Origin of the sequence: Cellulomonas wangleii, assembly GCF_018388445.1 — a bacterium.
In the GTDB taxonomy this organism is placed as follows: Bacteria; Actinomycetota; Actinomycetes; order Actinomycetales; family Cellulomonadaceae; genus Cellulomonas; species Cellulomonas wangleii.
Genome location: NZ_CP074405.1, coordinates 3697634 through 3721314 on the forward strand (window position 1 = coordinate 3697634; position 23681 = coordinate 3721314).

The 23681-nt window shown below is 68.4% G+C and carries 13 protein-coding genes; 3 read left to right on the top strand and 10 right to left on the bottom strand.

The window, feature by feature from the left end; translation table 11 throughout:
- Positions 1-319 precede the first annotated feature (319 nt).
- The 7 genes from KG103_RS16955 to KG103_RS16985 form a co-directional block, all read right to left on the bottom strand.
- Positions 320-5152 carry an ATP-binding protein gene (locus KG103_RS16955; RefSeq protein ID WP_207339645.1) on the bottom strand — a complete coding sequence of 1611 codons (4833 nt, stop codon included), beginning with the start codon at positions 5150-5152 and terminating at the stop codon, positions 320-322.
- The gene (mads7, locus tag KG103_RS16960; RefSeq protein WP_207339646.1) at positions 5149-6813 is read right to left on the bottom strand and encodes a methylation-associated defense system protein MAD7; all 1665 of its coding nucleotides are present in this window, start codon (positions 6811-6813) and stop codon (positions 5149-5151) included. Before mads7 ends, KG103_RS16955 begins: the two co-directional genes overlap by 4 nt.
- Complete coding sequence (locus KG103_RS16965) at positions 6810-10562, bottom strand: protein kinase domain-containing protein (protein ID WP_207339647.1); 3753 nt, start codon at positions 10560-10562, stop codon at positions 6810-6812. Before KG103_RS16965 ends, mads7 begins: the two co-directional genes overlap by 4 nt.
- Entirely contained in the window at positions 10555-12210 is a 1656-nt protein-coding gene (locus KG103_RS16970) for a 3'-5' exonuclease (RefSeq protein WP_207339648.1), read from the bottom strand. The genes KG103_RS16965 and KG103_RS16970 overlap by 8 nt, the downstream gene beginning before the upstream one ends.
- 593 nt (positions 12211-12803) lie before the next feature.
- The gene (locus KG103_RS16975) at positions 12804-13232 is read right to left on the bottom strand and encodes a nuclease-related domain-containing protein (protein ID WP_249670650.1); all 429 of its coding nucleotides are present in this window, start codon (positions 13230-13232) and stop codon (positions 12804-12806) included.
- 19 nt (positions 13233-13251) lie between these two features.
- On the bottom strand, positions 13252-13761 hold the full coding sequence (locus KG103_RS16980; protein ID WP_207339649.1) for a hypothetical protein: 510 nt from the start codon (positions 13759-13761) through the stop codon (positions 13252-13254).
- 378 nt (positions 13762-14139) lie between these two features.
- A complete protein-coding gene (locus KG103_RS16985) occupies positions 14140-14895 on the bottom strand; it encodes a helicase-related protein (protein WP_213319940.1) in 756 nt (251 codons plus the stop codon).
- A gap of 322 nt (positions 14896-15217) precedes the next feature.
- Here KG103_RS16985 and KG103_RS19035 point away from each other — a divergent pair, with 322 nt between their 5' ends.
- The 3 genes from KG103_RS19035 (at position 15218) to KG103_RS16995 (ending at position 19090) form a co-directional block, all read left to right on the top strand.
- Positions 15218-15352 carry a hypothetical protein gene (locus tag KG103_RS19035; protein ID WP_256439590.1) on the top strand — a complete coding sequence of 45 codons (135 nt, stop codon included), beginning with the start codon at positions 15218-15220 and terminating at the stop codon, positions 15350-15352.
- Between the two features lie 268 nt (positions 15353-15620).
- The gene (locus KG103_RS16990; RefSeq protein ID WP_207339652.1) at positions 15621-18026 is read left to right on the top strand and encodes a HelD family protein; all 2406 of its coding nucleotides are present in this window, start codon (positions 15621-15623) and stop codon (positions 18024-18026) included.
- A 227-nt stretch (positions 18027-18253) separates the two neighbouring features.
- Complete coding sequence (locus tag KG103_RS16995) at positions 18254-19090, top strand: hypothetical protein (RefSeq protein ID WP_207339653.1); 837 nt, start codon at positions 18254-18256, stop codon at positions 19088-19090.
- 99 nt (positions 19091-19189) lie between these two features.
- On the opposite strand, the gene KG103_RS17000 is transcribed toward KG103_RS16995, so the two are convergent.
- From KG103_RS17000 to KG103_RS17010, 3 genes are read right to left on the bottom strand one after another with little or no spacing between them, the layout of a single operon-like run.
- Entirely contained in the window at positions 19190-21289 is a 2100-nt protein-coding gene (locus KG103_RS17000; protein ID WP_207339654.1) for a DEAD/DEAH box helicase, read from the bottom strand.
- A gap of 3 nt (positions 21290-21292) precedes the next feature.
- Positions 21293-22627 (bottom strand): BREX system ATP-binding protein BrxD, encoded by a 1335-nt coding sequence (gene brxD, locus KG103_RS17005; RefSeq protein WP_207339655.1) that lies wholly within the window; start codon positions 22625-22627, stop codon positions 21293-21295.
- Positions 22624-23670, bottom strand: coding sequence for a hypothetical protein (locus KG103_RS17010; protein ID WP_207339656.1), 1047 nt, complete (start codon positions 23668-23670; stop codon positions 22624-22626). Before KG103_RS17010 ends, brxD begins: the two co-directional genes overlap by 4 nt.
- Positions 23671-23681 lie beyond the last annotated feature (11 nt).

Genomic DNA, 23681 nt, shown 5'->3' on the forward strand with positions numbered 1-23681 from the left:
CACAACAAGGCATACCGAGTCAGGTGCCTTCCAGGTGCTCCGGCCCTAGATCACGGGAGGGCGCCCCGTGAGGTCGAGGTAGTCGGACGGGGTATAGCGCATCCGGATCATGATTGGTCCTCGTCACCGGGGCGCGCGGCCTTGAGAGCACCTGCGGCACTCAGCCCTAGCCTCATCTCCAGCCCTTTTGCGTCACTCCCACCGCGTCTACCGAGCCGAGCCACCTCCTGGAGCAGGCACGGTGGCCGCTCCGACCTGACTGAACGACCCGCTGACACGGCGCTGCACGCTCGAGGCTCCTCTGGACTTCGGCGCACGCTTACCTACTCATCTGAATCCTGCGCGCCTGTGGCGAGTCCGGGGTCGAGACGTAAGCCTGGCCGACTGCCAGCTTCTCGATCTCCATACTCAGGTCCTGACCCGACCTCCCCCTGAGAAAACCCGCCACCTGCTTGCTCGCTGGGAAGTTCGTGCGGAAAGCAATCTTGGTTCCCGCGTTGCCGACGACATCTCGGTGGAAGTCGGCCGCCCCCTGGCTGGCGACGACGACGACGACGCCGTACTTCCGCCCCTCCTTCATCAGCTTGGGAAGCGTCACGTCCTTCGCCAACCGATGCGCTTCATCGAGTACCACGGCCAGCTTCAGCGTTCCGTCCTGCGGCCACTGGAACATGTCGCGGTACACCTTGCGCAGCAAGAACGCACCTGCGGCGAGCTGCACCTGCTCCAGCGGGATAGCGCTGACGTCGACGACCATCCCTCCCTCTCGCGGCCGAAACGCGCCAGCACCATCACCGGCGAACAGCCCGAAGTCAGTGAGAGGACGGACTCTTTCTCGTGCGTGCTTTCCCTTTGCCGCGGCCTCGACTGCCTCCAGCGCTTCGGCGAACTGCTCGACCGATGGCGCTCGGAGCTCCTGACCGTCGATCACACCGAGGTAAGCGTTCTGGATCGCCTTGTACACGTGCGACTGCTGGATCTCACCGAGGCCGGCGACGTAGGCGATGATCTCCGCGGTCTCGAACGCCAGTGCGTTCAGCAGGGGGCCCGTCGCGAGGGCACCCTCGAACGGGCTGAAGGGGAGCCCCTGACTCGCGTCGAGCACACTCGCCCCCGCCGGGGGGTCTGCCGCCATGTCACCGTGGAAGTCCAGCAGCAGCGACGGCAGACCAGCCTCCGAGAAGGCGCGGACGACGCGACGGGTCGTGACGGACTTGCCCTGACCCGGGATCCCGAGGATGAAGCAGTGCGGACTGCCCTTCGTGCTCACGGACCACACCAGATCCGCCCCCTGGACGTCGGTACCGAGAACAACGTCGATGCTCTGGGGCGGGCCGGACGGCTCTAGCTTTCGAAACTCAGCTTCTACAGGCGAGTCGATGGGCTCTGCATCGCACTCCGTCGGCGCGACCGTCACGGCGACAGGTTGCTGTGGGACCCCGCCGCCACCTGCGTTCCCGGGGACGTCGACAGATGACTTTGCTGCCACGTCCGCTGATGGGCGCTCGGCACGCTTACCCTCATCTACGACCTTTGTCGAGAAGCCAGCCTGGCCAAGGTCCGCCGCGGTGAGCACCGAGATCGGGACTTGCCGATGCTGCGTCGGGACGCCCTCCGCGCCATTGAGGCTGATCACGTAGCCGTGCATCGAGATTTCCACAGGCGCCCACGCCTCTAGATGCCGATCGATCAGCTTGTGCGTGTCGGCCAACTTTTCCTTCGACAGGGTCCCGTTCACGACGGCCCGGTCGGCGTAGTAGTGCAGCATGCCGGCCAGCCTCGCGCGCTGGAGTGCGGCATCGACACGCGGAGGATCGACAGCGAAGAAGCGCGCGACAAGGAGCCGCCTGGTCTCCTCGAGCTGATCGACGATGTCGTCCGCGAGCTGGAGCGGCAACGCAGCCGCCTTGCGCGACTTCACCTCCACGCACTCGATGCGCAGTCCGCCACGGTGGACGCGCACGAGCAGCAGGTCACACCGACGCGCGGGATGGTCGGCCTCCCGCGCCGACCTGCCGAAGATCTCCTCGTGGGAGTCGACAGGGACGATGATCGCGTCCTCCAGCTTCCGACGTGCGGAGAGGTGTGCGAACAGCGCCGCGAGGCTGACCGCCTCCCGCGCGAAGGACTCGCTGCCCTGGAGCCGCAGGACGAGCCGCCCCGAGATCGCGAGCAGGCTCTCGATGATCAGCGTGACGGACTCACCGACCTGATCGAGGCCGAGGTCGTCCATCGCCCGCTTGAGGATGTGGACGACCTCGCCGCGTTGCTTGGTAGTCACCGTCAACCGGTGGCTCAGGCCCTCGATGAAGTCAGGCGCATAGTCGAGCATGTAGCTGGTTGTTCCCAGACCCATCGCGAGGGCGTCGTCGTAGAGGTCGAGCCCGACGAACCGGTCGAGGGTCATCACCCAATCCGCCACTTCGTGAAGCACGCGGATCGCCTGCAGACCATCGGGCTCGACGCAAATCCTCAGCGCAGGCGAGGAGCCCAGGCCGGTGTGCGCGCCGAGAGCTGCCTGGTAGGACTTGTGCGCCTCGACGGCGGCGCGACCGGGTGCGTCGGGGGTCGACAGCAAGGCCGGCGCGCTCACCCAGGCAGCCTTCCCCTCGTGGTCCCTCGTCGTGATGACGGGAGTGAGCAGGTCGTGGAAGGCCGCGAAACGGTCGGTCCCCGCCGTGAGCGTCCCGGTCATCCCCAGACCCGCGACGTCCTGAATGATCGCGATGTGACTGGCCCGGTCGTCTCGTACCAGTGCGTCCGGCGGGCGCACGGCGATGCCCAGCGGCGGGGCCAGGTGGCTCCGCGAGCCGGGCGCTTGAGCCAACTGAAGCGTCCGCTGCAGGTCGGTGAGGCGGGGAAGGGGAGACGCGAAGCCCGCGTCGCGCCCGTAAGCAACGACCTCGACGCGCGGAGCATCGGGCGTGACGTCCTCGGCCGTCGTCGCGGGAGCGAGCAGCGACTCGACCGCAAGGCCGGCGATCTCCCCGTCACCGGGGTTCATCAGCGCGATGCGCAGGGCACGCGCTTCGGGGTGCGAACGGCGGAAGTCGTCCAGTCGGCTGGACACCATGGCCGCGGCCGCGGTGAGCGCGGTGGACCGCCGCGGCACGTCGAGCGCGCCGTACACCGCCGACGCGACCGCCTCGGGCGCCGCGACGGACGGAGCCAGGAGCACCGCTGAACCGAATGCCACCTCGTCGAAGTACACGAGGACATCCCCGGTGGCCGCGAGGCCCGTGAACGGCAGGTTCGCCGGTTGCACGCGCGCGAACAGTTCCGCGTCGACGGCCGATCGGCGCACCTTCGCGCCGCCCACCGCGAGCAGTTCCTGGCACCAGGAATCGGCGACACCGAAATGCGTCGCGATCCAGGCGACTCTCAGGGGATGGATCGGGAGCACGACGACCGCGAGCTCCGGCCTCGCCGCGGTGCCGACCTCGAGCGACACTGTGTCCAGCCGGAGCAGCGCCTCGCGCTGGCTGTCGTCAGCAGCGTCGAGCGCTCGCTTGTAGCTCTGCGCGTACTCGATCGCGAGTTTCCTGGCGTCGGGGTCCCACGAGAAGACCTCCGGCACGTCCTGCGGTGCGGACCGGGCGAGGAGCGCCAACAGGTCCTTGCGCTTCCTGGCGAGCGCGGCGGGCAGGTCCCAACGCTGTGCGAGAGCGGACTGCGAGACGATCGGCTCGCCGAAGTCCGACTTGGCCTCGAACGCGGTGATCGCGGGATCAGCGATGACCCGGCGCTGGAGGCCGACGATCGTTGGGGCGACCCGGAGCTGCACCCCGAGGTGCTTGCCGATCCGTGCCGAGAAGACCTTCCCCTCGAGATCCCACGCCTGCATATCGATGTCGGTGTTCGGTGCGCCCGCAAGCACGGCGTTGAGCTGAGCCTCCGCCAGCGAGGCGGCTGAGGAATGCCGCATCGGCCTCTCGGACAGAGAGTCCTCGATCACCACCTCGAACTGGTCGCTGTCTGCCGTTGCCGGGGTCTCGTCGGACAGCAGCAGAGGGACGCCGTTCGCGTCGAGCGCGGTGATGCGCACAACGAACAGCGCGCCGCCGACGAGGTCGTCCGGGCCGAGCTCCAACGAGAGGCTCGTGGACATCCGGGTTCCCTTGACCCGGCGGTCGATCACGGACGACGTGGCGTCGTCCCGGAGGTCAGCCGGCGGCAGAAGTTCCAGGAGCCAGCTGGCTACGTCGGTGGGCTTGGCGGGTTTCGTCTTCCATCGCAGGCCCACGGAGCTGGGGTTCTCCGGCGACGTGCGGATATACAGCGCGCCGCTGTCCGACGACTCCAGCTTGCTGAACTTCTCCACCGCCCCATCCGCCCTGGTGAAGCTCTCCATGTGGAGCTCGACGATCCCTGACGCGACCTCGCGGTCCCAGGGGATGTCGGACAGGGTGATCCCCTGCTGCGTGTAGAGGCGGTGCGTCCACTCGACGGTGTTCCGTAGGTCCCCGTGCGCGGAGTCGAGCACGGCGACGAGCTTCTCGTGGACCTCGCCCGGCGCGACCCGGACCTTGCGCAGTCGTTCCCGCACGGTGGTCGTGGCCGTAGACGGTCTCGCGACGGCGGCGACGAGCTCGGCGTTGAGCTCCAGGTTGGCGCGCAGGAGGGACGCCTCGGACGTGTCGACGAGGAGGCCCACACGCCATAGTTCCCGCCCGAAGGCTCGGTGGTCGTCCGACTCAAGCACAGCGGCCAGGTAGTCGAGTCGCGCCTCGATCGGCACACGGAGCTTGCGGAACAGTGCCGTCACGGGCAGCTCGGGCCACCTCCTGGCAACCTGATTCTTCAGGGTCGCAGCGACGGCCTCGAGTTCGTCGACGAGCGCGAGCCGCTCGAACGAGTTGTCCAACGAGCTCGCGGCGTGGGCCTGGCCGGGCGGGACCAGCAGCACGAAGACGCGAGCCTTGTCGTTGCGGATGCCGACCGCGGTCTCGACGTCGACGGCAAGTTCGCCGGTGACCGACGAGAGCACCGCCACGCGGACCCGCTCCTCGTCGACCTCGCTCGCGAGCAGGCGTGCGAGCTCGAACGCCTCGGTCTCGGCGATGTCGTCCACGCGGAGGCAGTGGCCCACCTCGGCGCCGCTCACGGATTCGAGCACGCGCGCGGCGAGCTGCTCGAGGACCAGGTTTCTCATGCGTTCTCCGAGAGGTTCACCAAGGGATTGCGCACCCGCTGCGCATCGAGGTCGTCGCTGAGTCCTTCGAAGACGCCGAGCAGCTGAAGCCGGTACTTGAACGCTTCGAGGTTCTCGGCCGCGGCGGCTCGGTTGGCAGCCGTCGCCATGGCGCACGGAGGTCGGTTCACGAGGAGGCCGAACCGCTCCTCCAGCTGCTTCAGGACCTCGCCGATCGTCAGCTCCGCATGTGCCGCTCCGCCTCCTCGCCGGGCGAACGTCACGGCCAGTAGCGACGCCAGCAGCTTGTCCGACGGGGCATACGCCCACGAGCTCCGCACGTTCAGGGCGCCGGTCAGCACACCGATGTCGGTCTTGATGCCGCCCGCGGACCAGAACCACTTGACGGCGTTCTCGTAGCCACGCTTCTTCAGCGCCTCGACGAGGACGTCAGCGAGTCGGTCCGCCGCCGGGCGGGGGTCCGCCTCCATGGTGGCGAGAAAGTGGCGCGCGTCCTCGTCGTCGCTCTGCTCGTTGAGGTCGACGATCCGCGACAGGAGGTACTCGAGGTGCCCGACGACGCGCGGGATCTCCTTCGCGTCTGCGACCAGCGCGACCCTCTCGGCCGGGCTCAAGCTCTGGTCGGCGAGCTCGGCCTTGAGCGCGGGCGCTCCTCGGATCGACAGCAGGTACAGGCGGTCCCGAAAGAACTGCCGGGTGATCTCGAGATCGCGCTGCACACACTCGCGAGCCAGCAGGTCCGAGGGGGAACCCTTGCTACCTGTGAAGTCGACGTACTGCTCCAGCGGGTTGGAGGCGTCGTCGTCGACCATGTCGTGCGGGATCTGCCCTGTCTCGATGAGCTCGCGGGTCGCCCGCGCGATCCGCAGGGGGAGCTGGAACAGACGGAGACCGAGAATCGCGGCCATGTGCTGCGACATCACGAGCGACGGGGCTCGTTCGCCGTAAGCCTGGAGGTAGTCGAGGACGTCCGCACCGAGCGGCCTCGTCGCGCCCGGCACGGGCGACCTATACCGGGCAGTCTGCTCGGCATCCCTGTCCTTCGCAGCGGACTTGGCGTCGAACAGCTCGACAAAGTACAGCGTCAGCAGGGCGGTGATGTCGACGTCGGTCGTCCCGTCGTAAGTCGGCGCCCATTTGGGGGGATCGCTGAAGGTCACGCCCGGACCGAAGGCCCCTGTGAACTGCTCCCGGATCCAGGCAGCAGCCTTGTCTGTTGAACCCTCGGAAGGCCCCAGTCGAGCGGCCATCTCGCGCAGGAGCTCGCGGTAGACGACCATGTCGGCACCGCGGTGGCGCGACCGGGCAGGGAAGCCAGCCCGGAAGACAGCCACCGTCGTGGGCCGCAAGTACTGCATCTGCTCGCTCGCACGCGCGCGACCCGCGCGTCCCATCTCGACGACAGACGCGCGGAGCCAACCGTCCAGCACGGCACGGCCGCGCGTGTCGTTGAAGCCGGCCAGATGTCCGCTCTGCGCCAAGGCAGCCCGCTTCTCGTCGTACAGCTTCGCCGCGCTGACGTTGGTCGCGGTGCGCCCCTGCTTGATCGCCAGCTCGAAGATCTGCGTCAGCATGCGCTCGACGTCCGTGTCGTTCGGCTCGACCACCGTCAGCTCGCGGTAGGCGAAGGTGCGGAGCTCCTCAGGCAGCTCGATCTTCATGAGTCCGCCCCCTCCCGGGTGAGGACGCCGCCGACATTGCGCACCAGGTCGCTCCCGCCGGACGGATCGACGACGACGACCCGGTGTGCCGGCGTCGTCCGCAGCACGTTCCCGAACGACGCCAACTCGAGCTTGACGGCCTCTGCGCCCGAGTCGCCGAGGATCTCGCCGTCAGCCGCACGCCGGATCAGCTCGTACGAGTCGAGCGTGAGCACGATGGAGCCGAGCCTGTGCGAGAGGCGCAGTCCTTCGGGCTGCGACTCCACGAACCTCCCGTCGGGCTCGAGCGCGACGAGTGTGAACTCCTCCGCCGGGATCTCGCGGAGTACCGACCAGCCGTCGCTCTCACCATCCCGCAGCGCGAGTGCGCTTCCTTGGTAGCCGTGGGCGCCCAGGACGCGGCTGAGCCCGAGCAGGACGGTCTCCTTCACGGAGCCGTCGAGGTCGCCGTTGAGTGCGTCGACGAACTCGTCGAAGAAGCGATAGGCGCGCACCTCATCGCGGAGGGCTCGTGTGCTCGTGGAGCCGAAGAAGACCTGACGGGTCTCGAAGCCCGGGCGCCGCGGGGTGTAGAGCTCGAGCGTCTCACTGCGCATGGCTCGCTCCACGCCGGGCGCGGCGAGCGTCGCCGGATCGACGCTCGCCCACTCGGCGACGAGATAGTCGGGGTTCCCGGCGGAGAACGCCAGGTCGAAGGCGAACGCGTCCGTGGCCAGTCGCAGGTCTCGGCCCTCCTCGATCGCTTTGTGGACGTCATCGCACGAGCGGTCTCCCGTGAGGGTCCATGCGATGGCCGAGCGGACGTCACGGAAGGTGGCGCGGCGCTTGCGGCGGAGGTGGGAGATAGCGACGAGCTCGAGCAGGGGCCCACGGCCGGAGCCCCGCAAGATGTCGCGGTTCGCGAAGATCGGGCAGATGCCGCGGGCCCGACAGGGCTGGCAGGCGAGCCAGAGCTCGTCCGCGACGAACGAGTCCAGCACCTTCCCGGCCAGTCCGGATCCGCCCCCGCCCGTCGGCGCGATCGACCGTCGCTTGAGGTCGACGACGGCCACCCGCGAGTTCTGGACGGGGCGCCCGCGTGCGTACTGGTCGACTGCGACGTAGAGGTCCTCGTAGACGTCGGCGTGGGCCTGGAAGAAGTTCAGGAGACGGCCGTCGTTGATCGCCACGAGCGCGGTGTGCTCGGCGCCTCCTTCGAGGGCCTCGACGAGGAGCTGATCAGAGGACTTCCCGTCGCGTGCCTCGCTCGCGTCGTACACCGCCGCGAAGGTGCGGTCTCCCAGCTTCATCCGCCATCCGGCCGCCGTGGGCTCGGTCACGTCTACAGCACCTTCGTCGGTGAGGCGGCGGCGCAGGGTGGAGAGGAATGAGGTCTTGCCGTCACCGGGGTTGCCGGTCAGGAGAACGACGTCGAGCTCGCCTCGGAGCACGCTCGGCGTGAGCTGGGTGTCCAGCAGCGTCCTGACGTACGTCTCCCGAGCGAAGCGATCGTCGAGACCACGGTTGCCGGCGTTGCCGACGGCGCTGCCCCGGTAGAGGCGACGGAGGCTGAGGACGGTCGGATTCTGCGCCCTCTCGCCCGGCTCGACGTCGGTCGCGGCGACAGTCTTGAGATACCGGGCGAAGTCTGCGGCGGACGACGGTCGCACGCTGGTGTCGGCCTCCACCAGTCGGAAGAGCGCGTTGACGATGGCGGAGCCGTCCGCCCCCCACCTCTCCTGCTCCTCGCGGGAGAGCGGCACGAGTTCGGACTTGTCATGACTGCGATAGGGCTCGCGGCCGAGCATGGTGCGCAGGACGCTCACGCCCAGGGCGTAGAGGTCGGCGGCCGGCGACCATGGCCCCGCCGCCAGCACCTCGGGCGCTACGAACGCCAGGGTGCCAGCGATCGTGACGGCCTCGCTCTTCGCCGTCGTCAGTCCGAAATCGATGAGGACAGCCCGACCCTCGTTGGTCACGACGATGTTGTTAGGGGAGATGTCCCGGTGCAGGTGGCCCTCGCTGTGCATATACGCGAGCCCGTCGAGGGCGTCGAGAACGATGCGGCGATACTCCTCCGCACCGGCACTCTGCTCCGCGCCGAGCTCCTTGAGGGTGCGACCGGGGACGTAGTCGGACACGATGTAGGCAGGGTCGGCCGAGTAGTCCCACACCCTGGCGCACCGAGGACTGACGAGCTTCTCCGCGGCCTCGAACTCGTGCATCGCCTGGGTGACCGCAGTCGAGTCGTGGAACTGCTTGATCACCCGCCACGCGTCTCGATCAACGACTCTCGCCAGCCACGAGGTCGCGAAGCCGCCCTGTCCGAGCTTGCGCTCTATCCGGTACCGACCGCCCACGATCCCGTCGGGTTCGAACACATCCTGCTTCGGCTCGTCGGCAGGGGCGTTCGGGGGCGGGGGCGGACGCAGCAGCGCGCTCAACCGTTCCACCACGTCGCCGGCCTCGGGCCTCCCGGCGGGGTCGTCAGCGACGCACGAGACCAGCACGGCGAGCACCGGGTCGGCAGGGTCGACCGCGGCGGGGAGTGCCTTGACGGCGCCTTCGTCTGTCAGGCGGATGTCCCCGTTGACCCACCAGAGCAGGCTCAGGGCGAGGGCGTACACGTCCGACCTGGTCGTTGCCGCGCCGATCGCGTACCCGAGCTCAGGAGCCCTGAAGGGGACCGAGCTGTCGACCGTGTCAGCAAGCGCCGGCGCCACGGTGAAATCGGTAGGCAGGTGTGCGAGGTAGAAGTCGCAGAACATGACGCGATCGCCTCGAGCCGTGAGGACGCGATCAGGCGAGAGTCCTCGGTGCAGGACACCCGTCGCGTGCACCTCCGCAAGTGCCTCGAAGGCGTCCAGGACGATGCCGGCCGCGCGGTCGGTCACGCGGCCGCCCTCCGTGACCGCCAGATCACGGGCCGCGGCCCGTCGCTTGAGCGAAAGGCTGGCGACAGGGCGGATCGGCAGGACGACCCATCGTCTCGCCTCGTCGACGAAGGTGGCCTCGACGCCCCACGACCGCTGCATGTCCGCGATCTGCTTCGTCGCTTGGCGCTCGTTCTTCACCAGCTGCCCCGCGTCCACCCCGGGGCCCCAGCCGTCCATCGGGTAGGCGCGGAGCACCACCGGCTCCCGATCGCTGTCCTCGCCCCAGAAGACGCGCGACCGGCCGACACCGGCGACCTCGTGCAGGACTGTGAAGGGCCCGAGTGACTCGGGAGCCGACTTCCTCGTGGACAGCCCGGCAAGGAACTCGCAGACGGCGTTCCGCACGGCCGCGAAGTCCGTGCTCAATCTGTCCCATTCCATCAACGCGGCGGGGGCGTCGTGGAGCAACAGGATGTGATCGTCGTCAGGCGGGTAGCCGGTCGTGTCAAGCGTTACGCCGGGGTAGGAGAGCACGACTGATTCCTGAACGAGATGCTTCGACCTCGCTGCCACCGCGTACCCGGGGACCCTCGCCTTGAGAAGACCGGCCAGGATCCTCGCGACCTGGGAATTGCGTCCCACCGGACTCGGCCGCAGTGCGCCCTTGACGAGCCACCCGCCGTTCAGGACCTCGACCGTCGGCCCCCAGTGCTTCTCCTCGAGCACGAAGATGTGGTGCCGCCCGATGACCAGGAGGTCGACGTCGTCCTTCTGCGGCGTCGGAAGTTCTCTTCCGACGACGATCAGCCAGTCGGCAGGCAGCTCCTTCGCCAGTGTCTCGGCGGCCACCTGCTCGCCAGGCCCGGCGTAGCTATACACCGCGAGCTCAGCCATCGCTCACCGCTCCCTCGTACTGATCGGGCCAGAGCCAGCGCCGCACGTATTTCTCGTCCTTGCTCAGAATCTCGAGATAGGCATTGTGTTTTGTGTAAGTGATGACAAGTTGATCCTTGGCTCGCGTGGCGCCGACAAAACCCGCCCGGCCGCGCTGCACGGACTCGGGATCCGACGGGTCGAACGGCTTGACCGTGTCGAGGGCGAACAGGAACACCACCGGGAACTCGTGGCCCTTTGCCGAGTGGGGCGTGATGATCTTTACCGTGTTTGCCCCGCGGTCGAAGTTCTTCTTGTCATCCTTGCTGACGACGGCCGTGAAGGGGATGCCCATCGCCTCCAGGGCAGGGGCGATGTGCATGAGAGTGCCGCGGTAGCGCACGATGACGACGGCGATGTCGCCAGGATCACGATCCCCGCTCGACACCATCCGGTGGATCTCCCAGGCGATGGCCCTCGCCTGTTCGGCCGGAGTCTCGGCCCAGATCAGTTCGACCGGCTCACCAGGCGGAGCGGATTCGAGTTGTTCGACGGCAAACTGCGCATTGATCGCACCTATCGCGCCCAAGATGTTGCGAGTGCTGCGGTAGGGCCGCGTGAGATGGAGATGCTGGACGCCGAGTGACTCCAACCCCGCGAGAGCGTCGTCGGCGCCGTAGAGCGCTTGCGCCGGATCCCCCGCCATGACGAGCCCTCCACGTCCAGGCGTCAGGCCCGCCATGACGATCGCGATCCATGACGGGCGGAAGTCCTGGGCCTCGTCGAGGAGGATGGCGTCGGCAATCGGACGCACCCCCTTCGACTTCGCCACCTCCAGGGCACGGTGATTGGCGGCCTCATCGTCGAACGAGAACCGGACTCCGACCTCCTTCGCGTACGGCCACATGGTGGTGACGACGACATTGGGGTGGTCGGCGACGAGGCTCCTGAGGTACGGCACGAGCGCGTTGTTGAAGCAGAGAAATTGAATCCGCCAGTCAGGGTGAAGGCTCGCGAGCCATCGAGCGCGGGCGGCGAGGACGAGCGTCTTGCCGCTGCCCGGCGGGCCCTGGACCAGAGCGAGGTCGAGATCACGCCTCTGGGCGATCGCCGCCTGTTGGGCGTCGAGCGTGACACGGAGCTGGTCGCGCTCGGCGGCTCCCTGGTCATGTGAACCAGCCCGAAAGACGGTGGTGAAGGTGAAGGTGGGCTCCAGCAGGCCTCTGATCCGCGCAACCAGTTGCTCGTCGAGCGGCCGCGCTCGCGCCTGGCTCAGCCAAGTGGAGTCAGACAATTGAGCTGGACTGATGCTGATTCGTCCGCCGATACCGATTGCTGGCTCCGTCAACAGCTTCCGCGTGTGCAGAACCACCCGGCCGATCGGAGTCGTGGCGTCGAGCTCGAGGGTCTGACGCAACGAGTGCACTCTCTCGTTGAGGCGCAGGAAGGGTATCTGGGTCTCGAACCCGGTGTCGGAGTCATCGATGTCGATGGCCAGGAGACCAATCTCTGGGTACAGCAATACCAAGCTCGGCTCGCTGTCGTTGGCGAGGCGGATGGCGCGGGCGCCACACCCATGAAGCTGCTCATTGAGGGCAGTCACGACATCGGCGACATCGACCGTGTCGGTAGACCGCGCCGCCATCCCGATCCTGCCTCCTCGGCTCATCTCTGGCTACGTCCGGCGCCCGATAACCGGCCCGCATTCCAATTTGCCCGACCTTGACGGGAGGGCCCGACACGGATCGTCTGAGGCTCTATCGGCACCCGTATGGCGTAGCTTGAGTCAAGCTAGTCATCGGCCGCGCCCTTCATCTGGTCTAGAGGTCCTAACCAAGACCGTTGTCGACGTGACATGAGGCCGCCGGGGTGGAGTGGGACTGGCTGAAGGAAAGAACGACATCCTTGACTAGCCCGAGCCGCACTCGGGGGCGGAGCGTCGGCTCTTCGCCCCACCGCCGTCCCGGTGCACACCGAGGTGCAAGGACGGCGTGGAGGCGAGGAGCTCAACCTGACGTTGGACACTCTGTACACCCGCTCGACGTCGAGGTCGACGGGCGCACCACCAGGACGTCCGCTGTCGGTAACGCCTCCAGGACCTCGCACGCGACGCCGCGCGCCGGGCCCCGGGTTGCAGGTCGTCCCTGTGCCAGCCTGGCAGGCCTCAGTGGAGGCCGACGCTGTCGCGCGGGAACTCACGCACCATGCCCAGGGCAGGCAATCAAGGCGATAGCGCTGCCTCGCCGCTGAGAGCGTGCCTCGTCACCGCGGATCACGTGAGACCCGTGACCACCCTGCTGCCGCTGCCGGCCGTGACGCCACTTGATCCTCGCCGGACGCACGCGCATCCCAGTCCCCCGGCACGGAGGTGTGCGGCAGCGCGACGAGCGCGACGAGATGCGCCGTCCGGGTCCGCGCCGCCGCGAGGCCGTGCCGGACCGGCAGCGCCAGCAGGATGCGCTTGGCGTCCTGCACCTGCCCGACGGGGTCGAGCGCGTGCCGCTCCGCACCCGACCCTTGCCACCACTGCCCGTCGGCGCGGGCGGCGTGCCCGCCCTTCACCTCGATCGCCGCGACACCCAGCTCTGGCCACACGACGAGCAGGTCGATCTCCCGCTCCTTGGCCCCGTCCTGCAGCGAGGTTCCCACGAGGAGCACGGCGTCGTCCGGCAGGTTGTCGCGAGGTCTCACCGAGACTGCAGTGTCCGGCTCAGCGACTCCACGCGGCACGCAGCCGCCCAAGGAGCGAGGTACGCGGGTGGTAGCGGTACGGCAGCACCTCAGCCGTCACCGCCTCCAGGGTCGTCATGTCCACGTACGACAACTGGTCTGAGGCGATGAAGACGAGTGACCCCGTGCTGACGTCGACAGGGTCCAGCGCCTGCCACACCCGCGGCCCACGGAGCGAGTACGCGCGACGCAAGATGAGGAACGTCGCGTCGTCCTCGACCCACTGGTCGACGACGATCCACGCGTCACCGTTGGTCTGACCGTAGGAGGCATCCCCGGACCGCCGGTCTGTTCGCACGGCCAGCGCCAGTCGCTCCTGACCTTCGCCGATGGGGTAGAGCACCGGCTCGACCCGGGCGTGGCCGACGCGCGCCGACGGGGAGGCGCCCTGCTGCGTGCACGGGTGCTTCGGCCACGGTGGGCCCATCTCGTCGAAGTAGACCCTGCTGCCGTGCTCGTTCGAGTAGAAGTAGACGGCGGCGCCGCACACGGGACACGCGGCGTTCGGGCGCGCCCATCGGGTCGACTTCGGGCCGCTAGGAGCGAGCCGACGAGGCGTCGAGCGCACGGTCGAGCGTTCGTAGGTTCGCCAGGTGTAGGACGTCCGCCCACGGCCACTGGCACGGGTCACTGTGTGCGACGACACCCAGTGCTTGCGCCCGTCGCGCCCTCGGCGGTAGTGCCCTCGCCGTCGGTACGTCGTCATGAAACCATCCCCTCCGATGTCGGGGAGCGCTGCGGCCAGAACCCACCCCGCCGTCGACTACCAGGTTATCCCTCGTGACTTTCGACTACGGACCTGCACGGGGTTCACTGCCCCAAAGCGGGCATTCGACGCGAATTATTGGCATGGGCCCCGGCAATCACCTCACATGGGCGCACGCGAGAACGTTTGGTTTGTCGCGGAATCCTCGTCCATGCTCGTTTCCTGCGAATTAGTACGCGACGCCGGGGCGCACATCCGTCCACCCCGCCCGAGGCGTGTTTCGCGTTCCGGGGACGCGGCCGACGCCGTCGTCGCAGCTGGGAACCTCTGGGGCCAGCCGCCGTGGCGGCTCACGCGCAGACCGCGGCGCCACCGCGTGGTTGCTGAACACTGGCGACGAAACAGACCGGACGACCGCTCGTCCGCCACTGCGTCAGCGGCAAGCGGTTCACACAACGTCGTCAACAGGCGCGGCGATGCCGTGAGCGAACCGGCGCCCGACAACCCCAGCGCCCTCTCCAGCTCCTCCTGCGTCACCTCCCGCGGCACCACCACCGCGTCCCTGAGTGCCACCTTCGAGCGCAGCAGCCGGTCGAGGTTGAGGTCGAACGACTCGACGTCGGGGTGCAGCGCGATCGGGTAGTGCACGTGCACCTCGCGGGTCTGCCCGACGCGGTAGATGCGGTCGGTGGCCTGCGCCTCCTTGGCGGGGTTCCAGTGGCGCTTGAGGTGGATGGCGTGGTTGGCGCCCACGACGGTCAGGCCCACACCGACGGCGAGCGGTGACATGACGATGACGTTGAACCCGGGCGCTGCCTCGAAGGCGCGGATCTTGGCCAGGCGGGTGTCGCCGGTGCCGGTGGCGGGGGTGTCACGTTGACGATGTCGACGCGCAGCCCGTAGATCTCCCGCAGCCACAGCGCGAGGGCCCGCTGGACGTCCTCGGTCTTGGCGACGACGATCGCCTTCTCTCCGTCGTCGCGGACCGTGTCGAGCACGCCGCGGACGCCCACCAGGGTGCGCGCGGAGTCGTCGACGCGACGCGGGTCACCGCCGAGCGTGCCGTTGAGCAGGCCCGGGTGCAGCGAGGCGGCGCTCAGCTCGTGGAGCGTCTTGAGCGCGGCGACCTTGGCCCCGGCCCTGGCGCGGTGGCCGGCGAGGACGTCGTCGTAGACCGCGATCTGAGCCGCCGGCGTCGGCTGGAGTGCTCGTGTATCCGCTTGGGAGGCAGGTTCTCAAGGTGGTCCTCCTTGATGCGGCGCAGCATGAGCGGGCCGACGGCCTCGCGCAGCTCAAGCCCGAGCTGCTCGTGCTCGGGCCGCTCGCCGCCTTCATCGGCTTGACCCAGTCGTCCTGGAAGTCGGCCCAGGCGTGACGTTCCGAGGCCTTCCCGGACGAGGCATGTCGTTGGGACCTCCGTCGTGGTCATCGGCGCGCGGCAAGTGCGAGCCTGGGTCGACCCTGTGGCTCGGTGGAGCTGAGGAGCCCGGCAGATCGTGGCGCGCCGGACATGCCGGCGCGTCAGTCCACGGGAGTGCCGACGACGGCGCGCCGCCGCGCAGGGCGCCTCGGCACGTCGTCCAGGGCCCCGTGTCCCGGCCGCCGCGTCCGATGCCGGTGGAAAGCGATGCCAAAGGGGACACGTGTCACTCTCACTGCCGAGATGGGCCGCCACACGAGACGACGAGCAGACGTACTTCGACCGCGTCCGCGAGATCCGCGAGGCGGCCCGCGAGTCACGGGCGCTGGCTTACCAGAGCGCCGCGAACCCGAAGGACCGCGGCCGGCTCAAGGCCAACGCCGACGACGACGCCACGTTGGGTGCACCGGAGGAGGCCGTGGCCTTCCTCCGCATCGACCTGGAGGACGGCGAGACGTACTACGTCGGCGAGCACGGCATCTCCGACGAGCAGCGTGACCGACTCGTGTACAGCTGGAAGGCGCCGGCCATGCTGCGGTTGCGGGGCGCCTCGCACAGCGACCCGCGCGGGGTCGCACGACAGCGCACCTTCCGGACGGAGCCCGTCAACCAGATCCGTGACATCGACGACGTCGTCCTCGCCGAGCTCGCGCGACAGGTCGTCGAGCTCGGGACGTCCGAGTCGGCGCTCGTCTCGTCCGACGAGTTCCTGCAGGACGAGCTGGCGCGGACCCGTTCACCTGAGATGCAGACGATCGTCCGGACGATCCAGGCAGCGCAGGCCGATGTCATCGCGGCGCCGCACGACACACTGCTCGTCGTGCAGGGCGGACCGGGCACCGGCAAGACGGCGATCGCCCTGCACCGGGTGGCCGCGCTGCTGTTCGGCCCGCTGCGGGAGGTCGCGGACAACGAGGTCCTCGTCGTCGGGCCCAACCGCACGTTCCTCAAGTACATCTCCCGGGTGCTGCCGGAGCTGGGTGAGGAGCACGTCATCCAGCGCGACGTCGGGCGGCTCATGAGCACGTCCGTCACCCCCAACGTGGTCGAGGATCCTGCCGCGGCGCGGCTCAAGGGCGACGCGCGCATGGTCGAGGTGATCGCGCAGGCGCTGACGGACCGCGTCCGCCCGGTGCGGGAGGACATCTCGTTCGCCTTCGACGACGTGTCCTGGCGCGTCACGCTCAGCCCGCGGGACGTCGCCGACATCCTCGAGTCCGTCGACAGGACGCCGTACACGGTGGGCCGCGCACGGTTCCGCGAGCTGCTGGAGTCCGCGATCGCCACCGAGGCGCGCCGCCGACAGAAGGCCGACGGGCACTGGAGCCGCGGCAGCGCGACGCCCCGACCTCGCCCGGCAGAGGTCGAGGCCCTCGTCGAGCGTGTGTGGCCTCAGCTCACACCCGCGGCGTTCCTGCGGGACCTGTTCGGCTCGGTCGAGCGCCTGCTGTCCGCCGCCGGCTCCACGCTGGGCGCCGACGAGGTCCGCCTGCTGCGCCGGCAGGCCTCGCCGCGCATGTCCGAGCAGCGCTGGTCCAAGGAGGACCTGCCGCTGCTCGACCACGTGACGATGGAGATGACGGGCGAGACCGAGACGTACGCCCACATCGTCGTCGACGAGGTGCAGGACCTGTCCCCCATGCAGCTCCTGGCACTGCGTCGGCGGTCACGAGACGGGTCGATGACGCTCGTCGGCGATATCGCCCAGTCCACCGGGCACTGGGCTCGTGACTCGTGGGCCGACATCGTCGAGCTGCTCGCCTCGCCGCGGCCCAGGCAACATGTCGAGCTGGAGTACGGGTACCGCGTGCCGCGAGGGGTCATGGAGTTCGCCGCGCGGCTGCTGCCGGAGGCTGCGCCCGGCGTCTCCGCACCCACGATCGTGCGGGACGTCGAGGACTCCACCCACCTGCACGCCGTACCGACCGAGGATGACCAGTTCACCCGCGTCGTCGAGGTCGTGCGCGAGCACAGCAGCAAAGGGTTGTTCGTCGGTGTCGTCTGCCCGGACGCCGGCCGCGAGCGACTGGAGGACGCGTTCCGGGCCGCACACATGCATTGGCAGGACGCCGACAAGGGAGGGTTGGCCTCGGCGATCAACGTCGTCAGCCCGGGCGCGTCGAAGGGCCTGGAGTTCGACGCCGTGGTCGTCGTCGACCCCGAGACCATCGTGGACGCGGGGCCGCAAGGGCTGCGGATGCTGTACATCGCGCTGACACGCACGACCGCGTACTTGGACGTCGTGCATGTGGCGGGGCGGTTGCCGCGGCTGCTGACGGACGCGGACGCACCCGCGGAATCCGGCGACGAACCCGAGACCGCGCCTCCGGCTCCCTCGCCGAACACCGGAGTCCTCGCCGGCGCCATCGACCCGCAGGTGGCAGGTGCGGGAGCAGCGGCCACGGTCGAGGGCACAGAGCTCGACGCGCCCCGGCGGCTGAGTCGGCCGCGCAGCACCAGCGCCCGAGGGTCGGTCCGGCAGAGGACGGTCGCCATGAACGCCGAGCACGTCCTCGAGCTGCTCGCCGAGGTTGCGCCGCCGCACCTCTGGGAGGAGATCCTGGCCGAGGCGAGGGCGAGGGTTGCCGGGGAGGAGGTTGCCGGAGCCGAGGCACAAGACTCGAGGTGAGCCCGGCCGGCGCATGACAAGCTCGTGCGATCGCGTGAGCGACGAGACCGCTGCGGGTCGTGTCAGCCAGCGGCGCGCATCGTCGGCCATCGCTCGCGTCGCATGCCTCATCGTGATGCAGTTGATGTGGCCACGTCACCACCTGACCAGCGACACGACTCATGCACCGCACCCAGGACCCTGCCGACGTCCCGGAGCGCTGCCGATGCATCAGACGAGGAGCCTTCTTGCCTCTCATCACCCGCGGTCAACAATGTCGCAGCCTGCACGAGCTCGCCGAGTTGCTCACCGTGTGGCGCGACACGACGAGCGAGCCCACGATCTCGGGTGGCACGGACAGCAGGAAGGGCTACCTAGGCGTCGCCATCGGTGGGGTGGAGTGCGGGCTCGCGGGAGACACCACACGAGCAGGGGTACAGAGGTTCCTGACGTCCGGTCAAGCTACAGCCAGGTCCGCCGTCGTACCGCGTGCGGGTGGTGCGATGCAGCGTGTGGCCTTCGGCCGTTCAGCGACCCCGATCCACGGATTCTATCTGTACACGAATGAGCCTCATTGGCGTCCATTCGAGCTCGACGCTCCGTACGTGACCGCATGGCGGATTCTGGACGGCGTCGCGGCATTGCATCGTCGCGGATTTCAGACTGTGCGAGCGTTGCCGGGCATGAGCCCTTCGGGAACGAGCTGGAGAGTCTCCGTTGCTCCGGCGGACAACATTCCCGAGCGCCGCATGTACCCCGATCTGCGAGACTGGGACCTGGGGATTCACTATTCGATCGGCGCAGGCTACGAGTTCGCGGCGAGGACTGTGACCGCGTCGAGTACCGGAGACGACGTCGCCGACCTGATCATCGCTGCGGCGCCCTGGCGCGTGGTCAAGGCTCACGACTGGGCTTACGCCGGATGGTTCGGCGAGATGTTGGGGCTCGCTCACGAGCTCGAAGGACTACCCATTGCGTACGACTACGGGTATGAGCCGCTGACCGCCTGGACATTCGCGACGCTAGATGAGGTCCGGTCCTTCCCCGACCCTCCACGCCACCAAAGCTCGTCGAGCGACACTTGAGCGCGCGGGCCCCTCTGGCACTTTCGCAACAACTCGTCGAAGAAAGCATTCGCCGCTCCAGCTACGGATATGGCTAGGGAGCAACTGCTGAGCCGGCTATCAGCTCCACGACTCACTATCCTGTTCCGATGACCCCGCATTCAAACACTCGCGGGCAACCATGGCTGCGCCCTTCCGGTCTGCGTACCTCTCCGCGAGCGTCTTCACAGCGACAGGCAGAGGCAGCGCCGCCGAGAACTTGAGGCTCTCCACCATCTCGACCGGGACACTCGGTGCGACGTCGTCTAACGCGACACCCTGCAGGCGGTCCAGTCGCCCCGCCCCTCGCACGATCATCACCTCGTTGAAAGACCGCCCCTCAGCTCCGCCAAGCGCGGTGCGGAGTGTCTCGTTGGCTCGCAGCCCCGCCCAGGTCCACAGCCGGAGATCTTGTCCCGATCCGTCCACGACAAGACCGCCTTCTGACACCTCATCCGCCCGTGTCTCGCGGATCAGGTCCAGCCGGTCGACAGCACGCCGAGACAGCGGCACGTCCGGCGTCTCCCCGAGGAGGACGTCGCGCTGGGCGCGCATGACCTCGAACGACAGGGCGACAGCGTCGCTGTGCCACCGGACGTCGCCCTTGTGCGCGACAGGGCTCACGAGGACCTCGAACCGCTCCCAGTTGATCTGCTCGACGTGCCAGGCGCGGCCGTTCATGAGGATGGGCTTGGAGTCGAGCTGGGCGGATCCCTCACGAGGCAGTGCGAGGGGTGAGATGAAGCCGAGCTCCTTGTTGCCCGCGACGACTCGAAGTTCCTTCTCGGCGTTGAACGAGCTGAGCAGGTCCATGAAGTGGCGGCGCCCGAACGCCTTCTCGGCCGCGGGTCCGATCATGAGCAGCCCGCCGTCCTCGACGAGAAACCCTTCCTCGCGGAGGTACTGGAGAACCTCGTCGCCGTCGTCCATCAGCGCGAGGTCGCCCCACCACTCCCGCCAGGTGCTGGCGCCGTACGCGCCCTCCTGCAGGGCGAGCGCGAGCAGCTGTTGAGCGGTCAGGTGCCGGGGGTGGGGCGGCGGGTTGATTGGCTCGACAAAGCCACGTTGCCAGAGCAGCAGCAGGCCCGCCGCTTCGAGGAAGGCCTCCGAGCTGGTGGCGAGGAACAGCGTGTTGCGCCGCGTCCCCGGTCTGCGCCCGGTCCGTCCGAGTCGCTGGAGGAACGACGCGACGGTGCGGGGCGCGTCGATCTGGATGACGCGGTCGAGGTCGCCGATGTCGATGCCGAGCTCGAGGGTCGACGTGGCGACGATGACGGTGTTCTGCGCTTCTGCGAAGGCCTGCTCGGATCGTCGCCTCTCCTCGGCTGAGAGTGAGGAGTGCGAGACGAAGGTCTGCACGCCCAGTTCTCGCAGCTCGAAGGCCAGCTGCTCGCTGACGCGTCGCGACTCGCAGAAGACGAGGCGCTTCTCGCCGCGGTGCAGTGACGAGATGACCTTGGCGGCGTTCGGGACCGAGCCGACGTAGTCGAGCATGACCTCAGGTACGGCAGAAGCACCGGATGCCTCTTCCGACACCACGCGCAGCTCGCGGTTGGCGGTCCCGCCGCCCTGCAGCCACCGCCCGATCTCTTCGGGGTTGCCGACTGTCGCAGACAGTCCGACCCGCTGGATGGGTCGCTGCGCGAGTCGCTCCAGGCGGGCGAGCACTCCGAGCAGGTGCCACCCGCGGTCGGAAGCGGCGAAGGCGTGCAGCTCGTCGACGACGATCGCTCTCACTCCCGAGAAGAAACGGTCGTGGTCGACGCGCCGCGACACCAGCATCGCCTCGAGCGACTCGGGCGTCGTCAGCAGGATGTCAGGCGGCTCAGCGAGGATGCGCTTGCGTTCCGTGTCGCCGACGTCGCCATGCCAGAGACCAACGCGCCGGCCGAGCCAGTCCGCGTACTTCGTGACCCGCGGGTAGAGGTTGTTGAGCAACGCACGCAGGGGCGTGACGTAGAGGACCGACAGCCCTGTCCACTCCTCCTGGACCATCGAGGACAGGAGAGGGAAGACCGCAGCCTCGGTCTTGCCACCGGCGGTCGGGGCGATCAGCACGCAGTCCGCTCCCGCGCGCACCGGCTCGACCGAGTCAGCCTGCAGCGGGCGCAGGCTCGCCCAGCCCAGCGAGTTCACCACGTGGTACTCGATGGCCTCGTCGAGCCCGGTGCCACCACTCATCTGTCAGAAGCCCAGGTCGACGTCGTCGACGCTGGACGCGGCACGCAGGTCCCCACGGGAGCGGGCCTCGCGTTCGACGTCGGTCAGCTCCGTCGCGCTGACGGTCAGCTGGTAGTCGCGCCGCGGGTCGAAGTCGGGGAACTGGTCGACGCGGTCGAGCACGTCGGCGACGAGCTTCTTCAGGAAGATGCGGGGCGCGACGCCTGTCTTGCCCCCGAGCTCGCCACCCACGGCCGCGGCGAGATCGGCGATGTACCGGTCGTCGACGACGTCGTGGATGCGCGGGCCGTTCGGCGTGCTGTCGGCGTAGATGTCGCGGACACGCGCGCCGAGCTCGACCAGCGACTCCGCGTTAAAGCCGGTCAGGCGGATCTGCGTCGCCCGCGGGTTGTCGAAGCGCGGGTCGGTCGTGAAGTCGGTCTGCAGCCGCTGCGCGAGTGGGGGCAGACGCTGGACGCCCTGCTGGCCGTCGTAGAAGGCAGGGGTCCCTGTCATGACGAGGTAGAGCCCGGGGAACCGGCCGGCGTCGACTTCGTCCATGAGCTGACGAAGGGCGTTGAGCGACTTCTCCCGCACGTCAGACCGCATGCGCTGCAGCGTCTCGACCTCGTCGAGCACGAGCACGAGGCCGGCGAAGTCCGAGTCGCGGAGCACCGTGAGCAGACCCTGGAGGAAGCCCAGGGCTCCGAAGTGGTCGAGCTCCCCGCGCACCCCGGCCGCGCGGCGCGCTGATGCGGCCACGTTCGGCTGGCCGCCCAGCCACGCGAGAAGTGCGGCAGCATCGGCGTGGTGCCCTTCGGCGGTCAGCCGCCGGTACGCCCGCAGGGCCATGGCGAACGACGGCGCCTCCTTGGACACAGCTGCCAGCCGCTTCTCGAGCAGCTCGTCCGTCCGCTGATCGAGGTCCCCCGAGGCGCCGGCGGCCAGCGCATCCTGTCCCAGGAAGTAGAACCACCCGTCCACGATGTCGCCGAACGCACCCGCCGACCCTCCGGGAGCCGAGAGCGTCTCGATGACTCGGCGGTACACCTTCTCCAGCTTGTAGAGCGGAGTCTCCGTCTCCGAGATCTGCACCTCGGCGGTGGCGAAGTTCATCTTCTTCGCGCGCTCCGTCAACCAGCGGGAGAAGAAGGTCTTTCCCGATCCGTACTCTCCGCGGACGGCCTTGAACTGGGCGCCGCCGTGCTTCACCGACTCGAGCTCGTCCTCGATCGCGGACTCGAAACGTCCGAGGCCCACCGCCATGACATCCAGCCCTTGCTGGGGCACGGTGCCCCGCCGCAGCGCGTCGATGATCTCTCGACGACGCCGAGGACTGACCGAGGCGGTGCTGTTCACAGACGATCTCCTTCAGGCTGTGCAGGGCTCACGAGCCCGAACTGCTGGCGGAGCAGGTTCTCGTCGATCGCGAGAACTCCCCCGTCGCGCAACGCAAGTGTTTCGTAGCCATCGACATTCAGCAGCCTCCGCATAAGGGGCAACATCGGCCTCAGTGCTCCAGGTGCCAGCCCTGCGTCTCGCTCAACCGTCGCGATCGACCCACTCCAGCCGGTGCGGACCAATGCGTTCACAACGTCCCGCACGACGGCGTCGTCGACAGTCGCGCGCCCTGCCCGTGCCTTCTGCGCGAGGTACACCTCGGACCGGAGCAGCTGCTCGGTTCCGTGGAACGTCGCGGGAATCTGTGGGGGTGCCACCAGTTCTCGGCTCGACACGTGCGACGTGCCCACTACCGCTTCGCTGACGAGCCCGCGCCGGTGACGCGTCGTGAGGCCCAGGTCGGCCAGGCGAATGACATCGGCATGTGCCCTGACGAGGAACTCCTGGAGGTCCTCGGAGACGTCGTTCACGATGACGGCCGCACGCTGGTAGGCAGGCGGTGCTGATCTGAGGTCGAGCTCGACGTCCGCGTACCGCAACGCCTGCAGGTTCGTGAAGTCGACGATGTACCAGTCGCCGCCGGCGTATGGACGGTCGTCCCGGGCGACCACCCGCCGCTGAGCCCTCGATCCTTCCGTGCTGAGGTCGTCGACCTTGTCTAGACCTGCCCGGTCGATGAAGCGGTCGATCGGGTCCTCGGGTTCCACGACAGACGGGGTCGGCGACGCCCCCCGCGGAGGTTCGGCGGGCTCCTCGCCGGGACCCGGTCGTATCCCGGGGAATGTCCGGTCCAGGATCTGCCGCAGCTCAGCCGCACCCTCGGCGCCGATCTGGAACGTCTGGCTGACCTTCGGCTGACTCTGCCGCTGGTCCGAGCCGAGGGTCGAGAGCTGCAGGACCTGGGATCCCCCCGTGTCCAGGAAGTGGAAGTAGAGGCAGTCCACGTCCGTCGAGTGCCGCGTCCCGTGCCCCTTCACCTCGTGACGGAAGGCGCGGATCACTGCCACTGCAC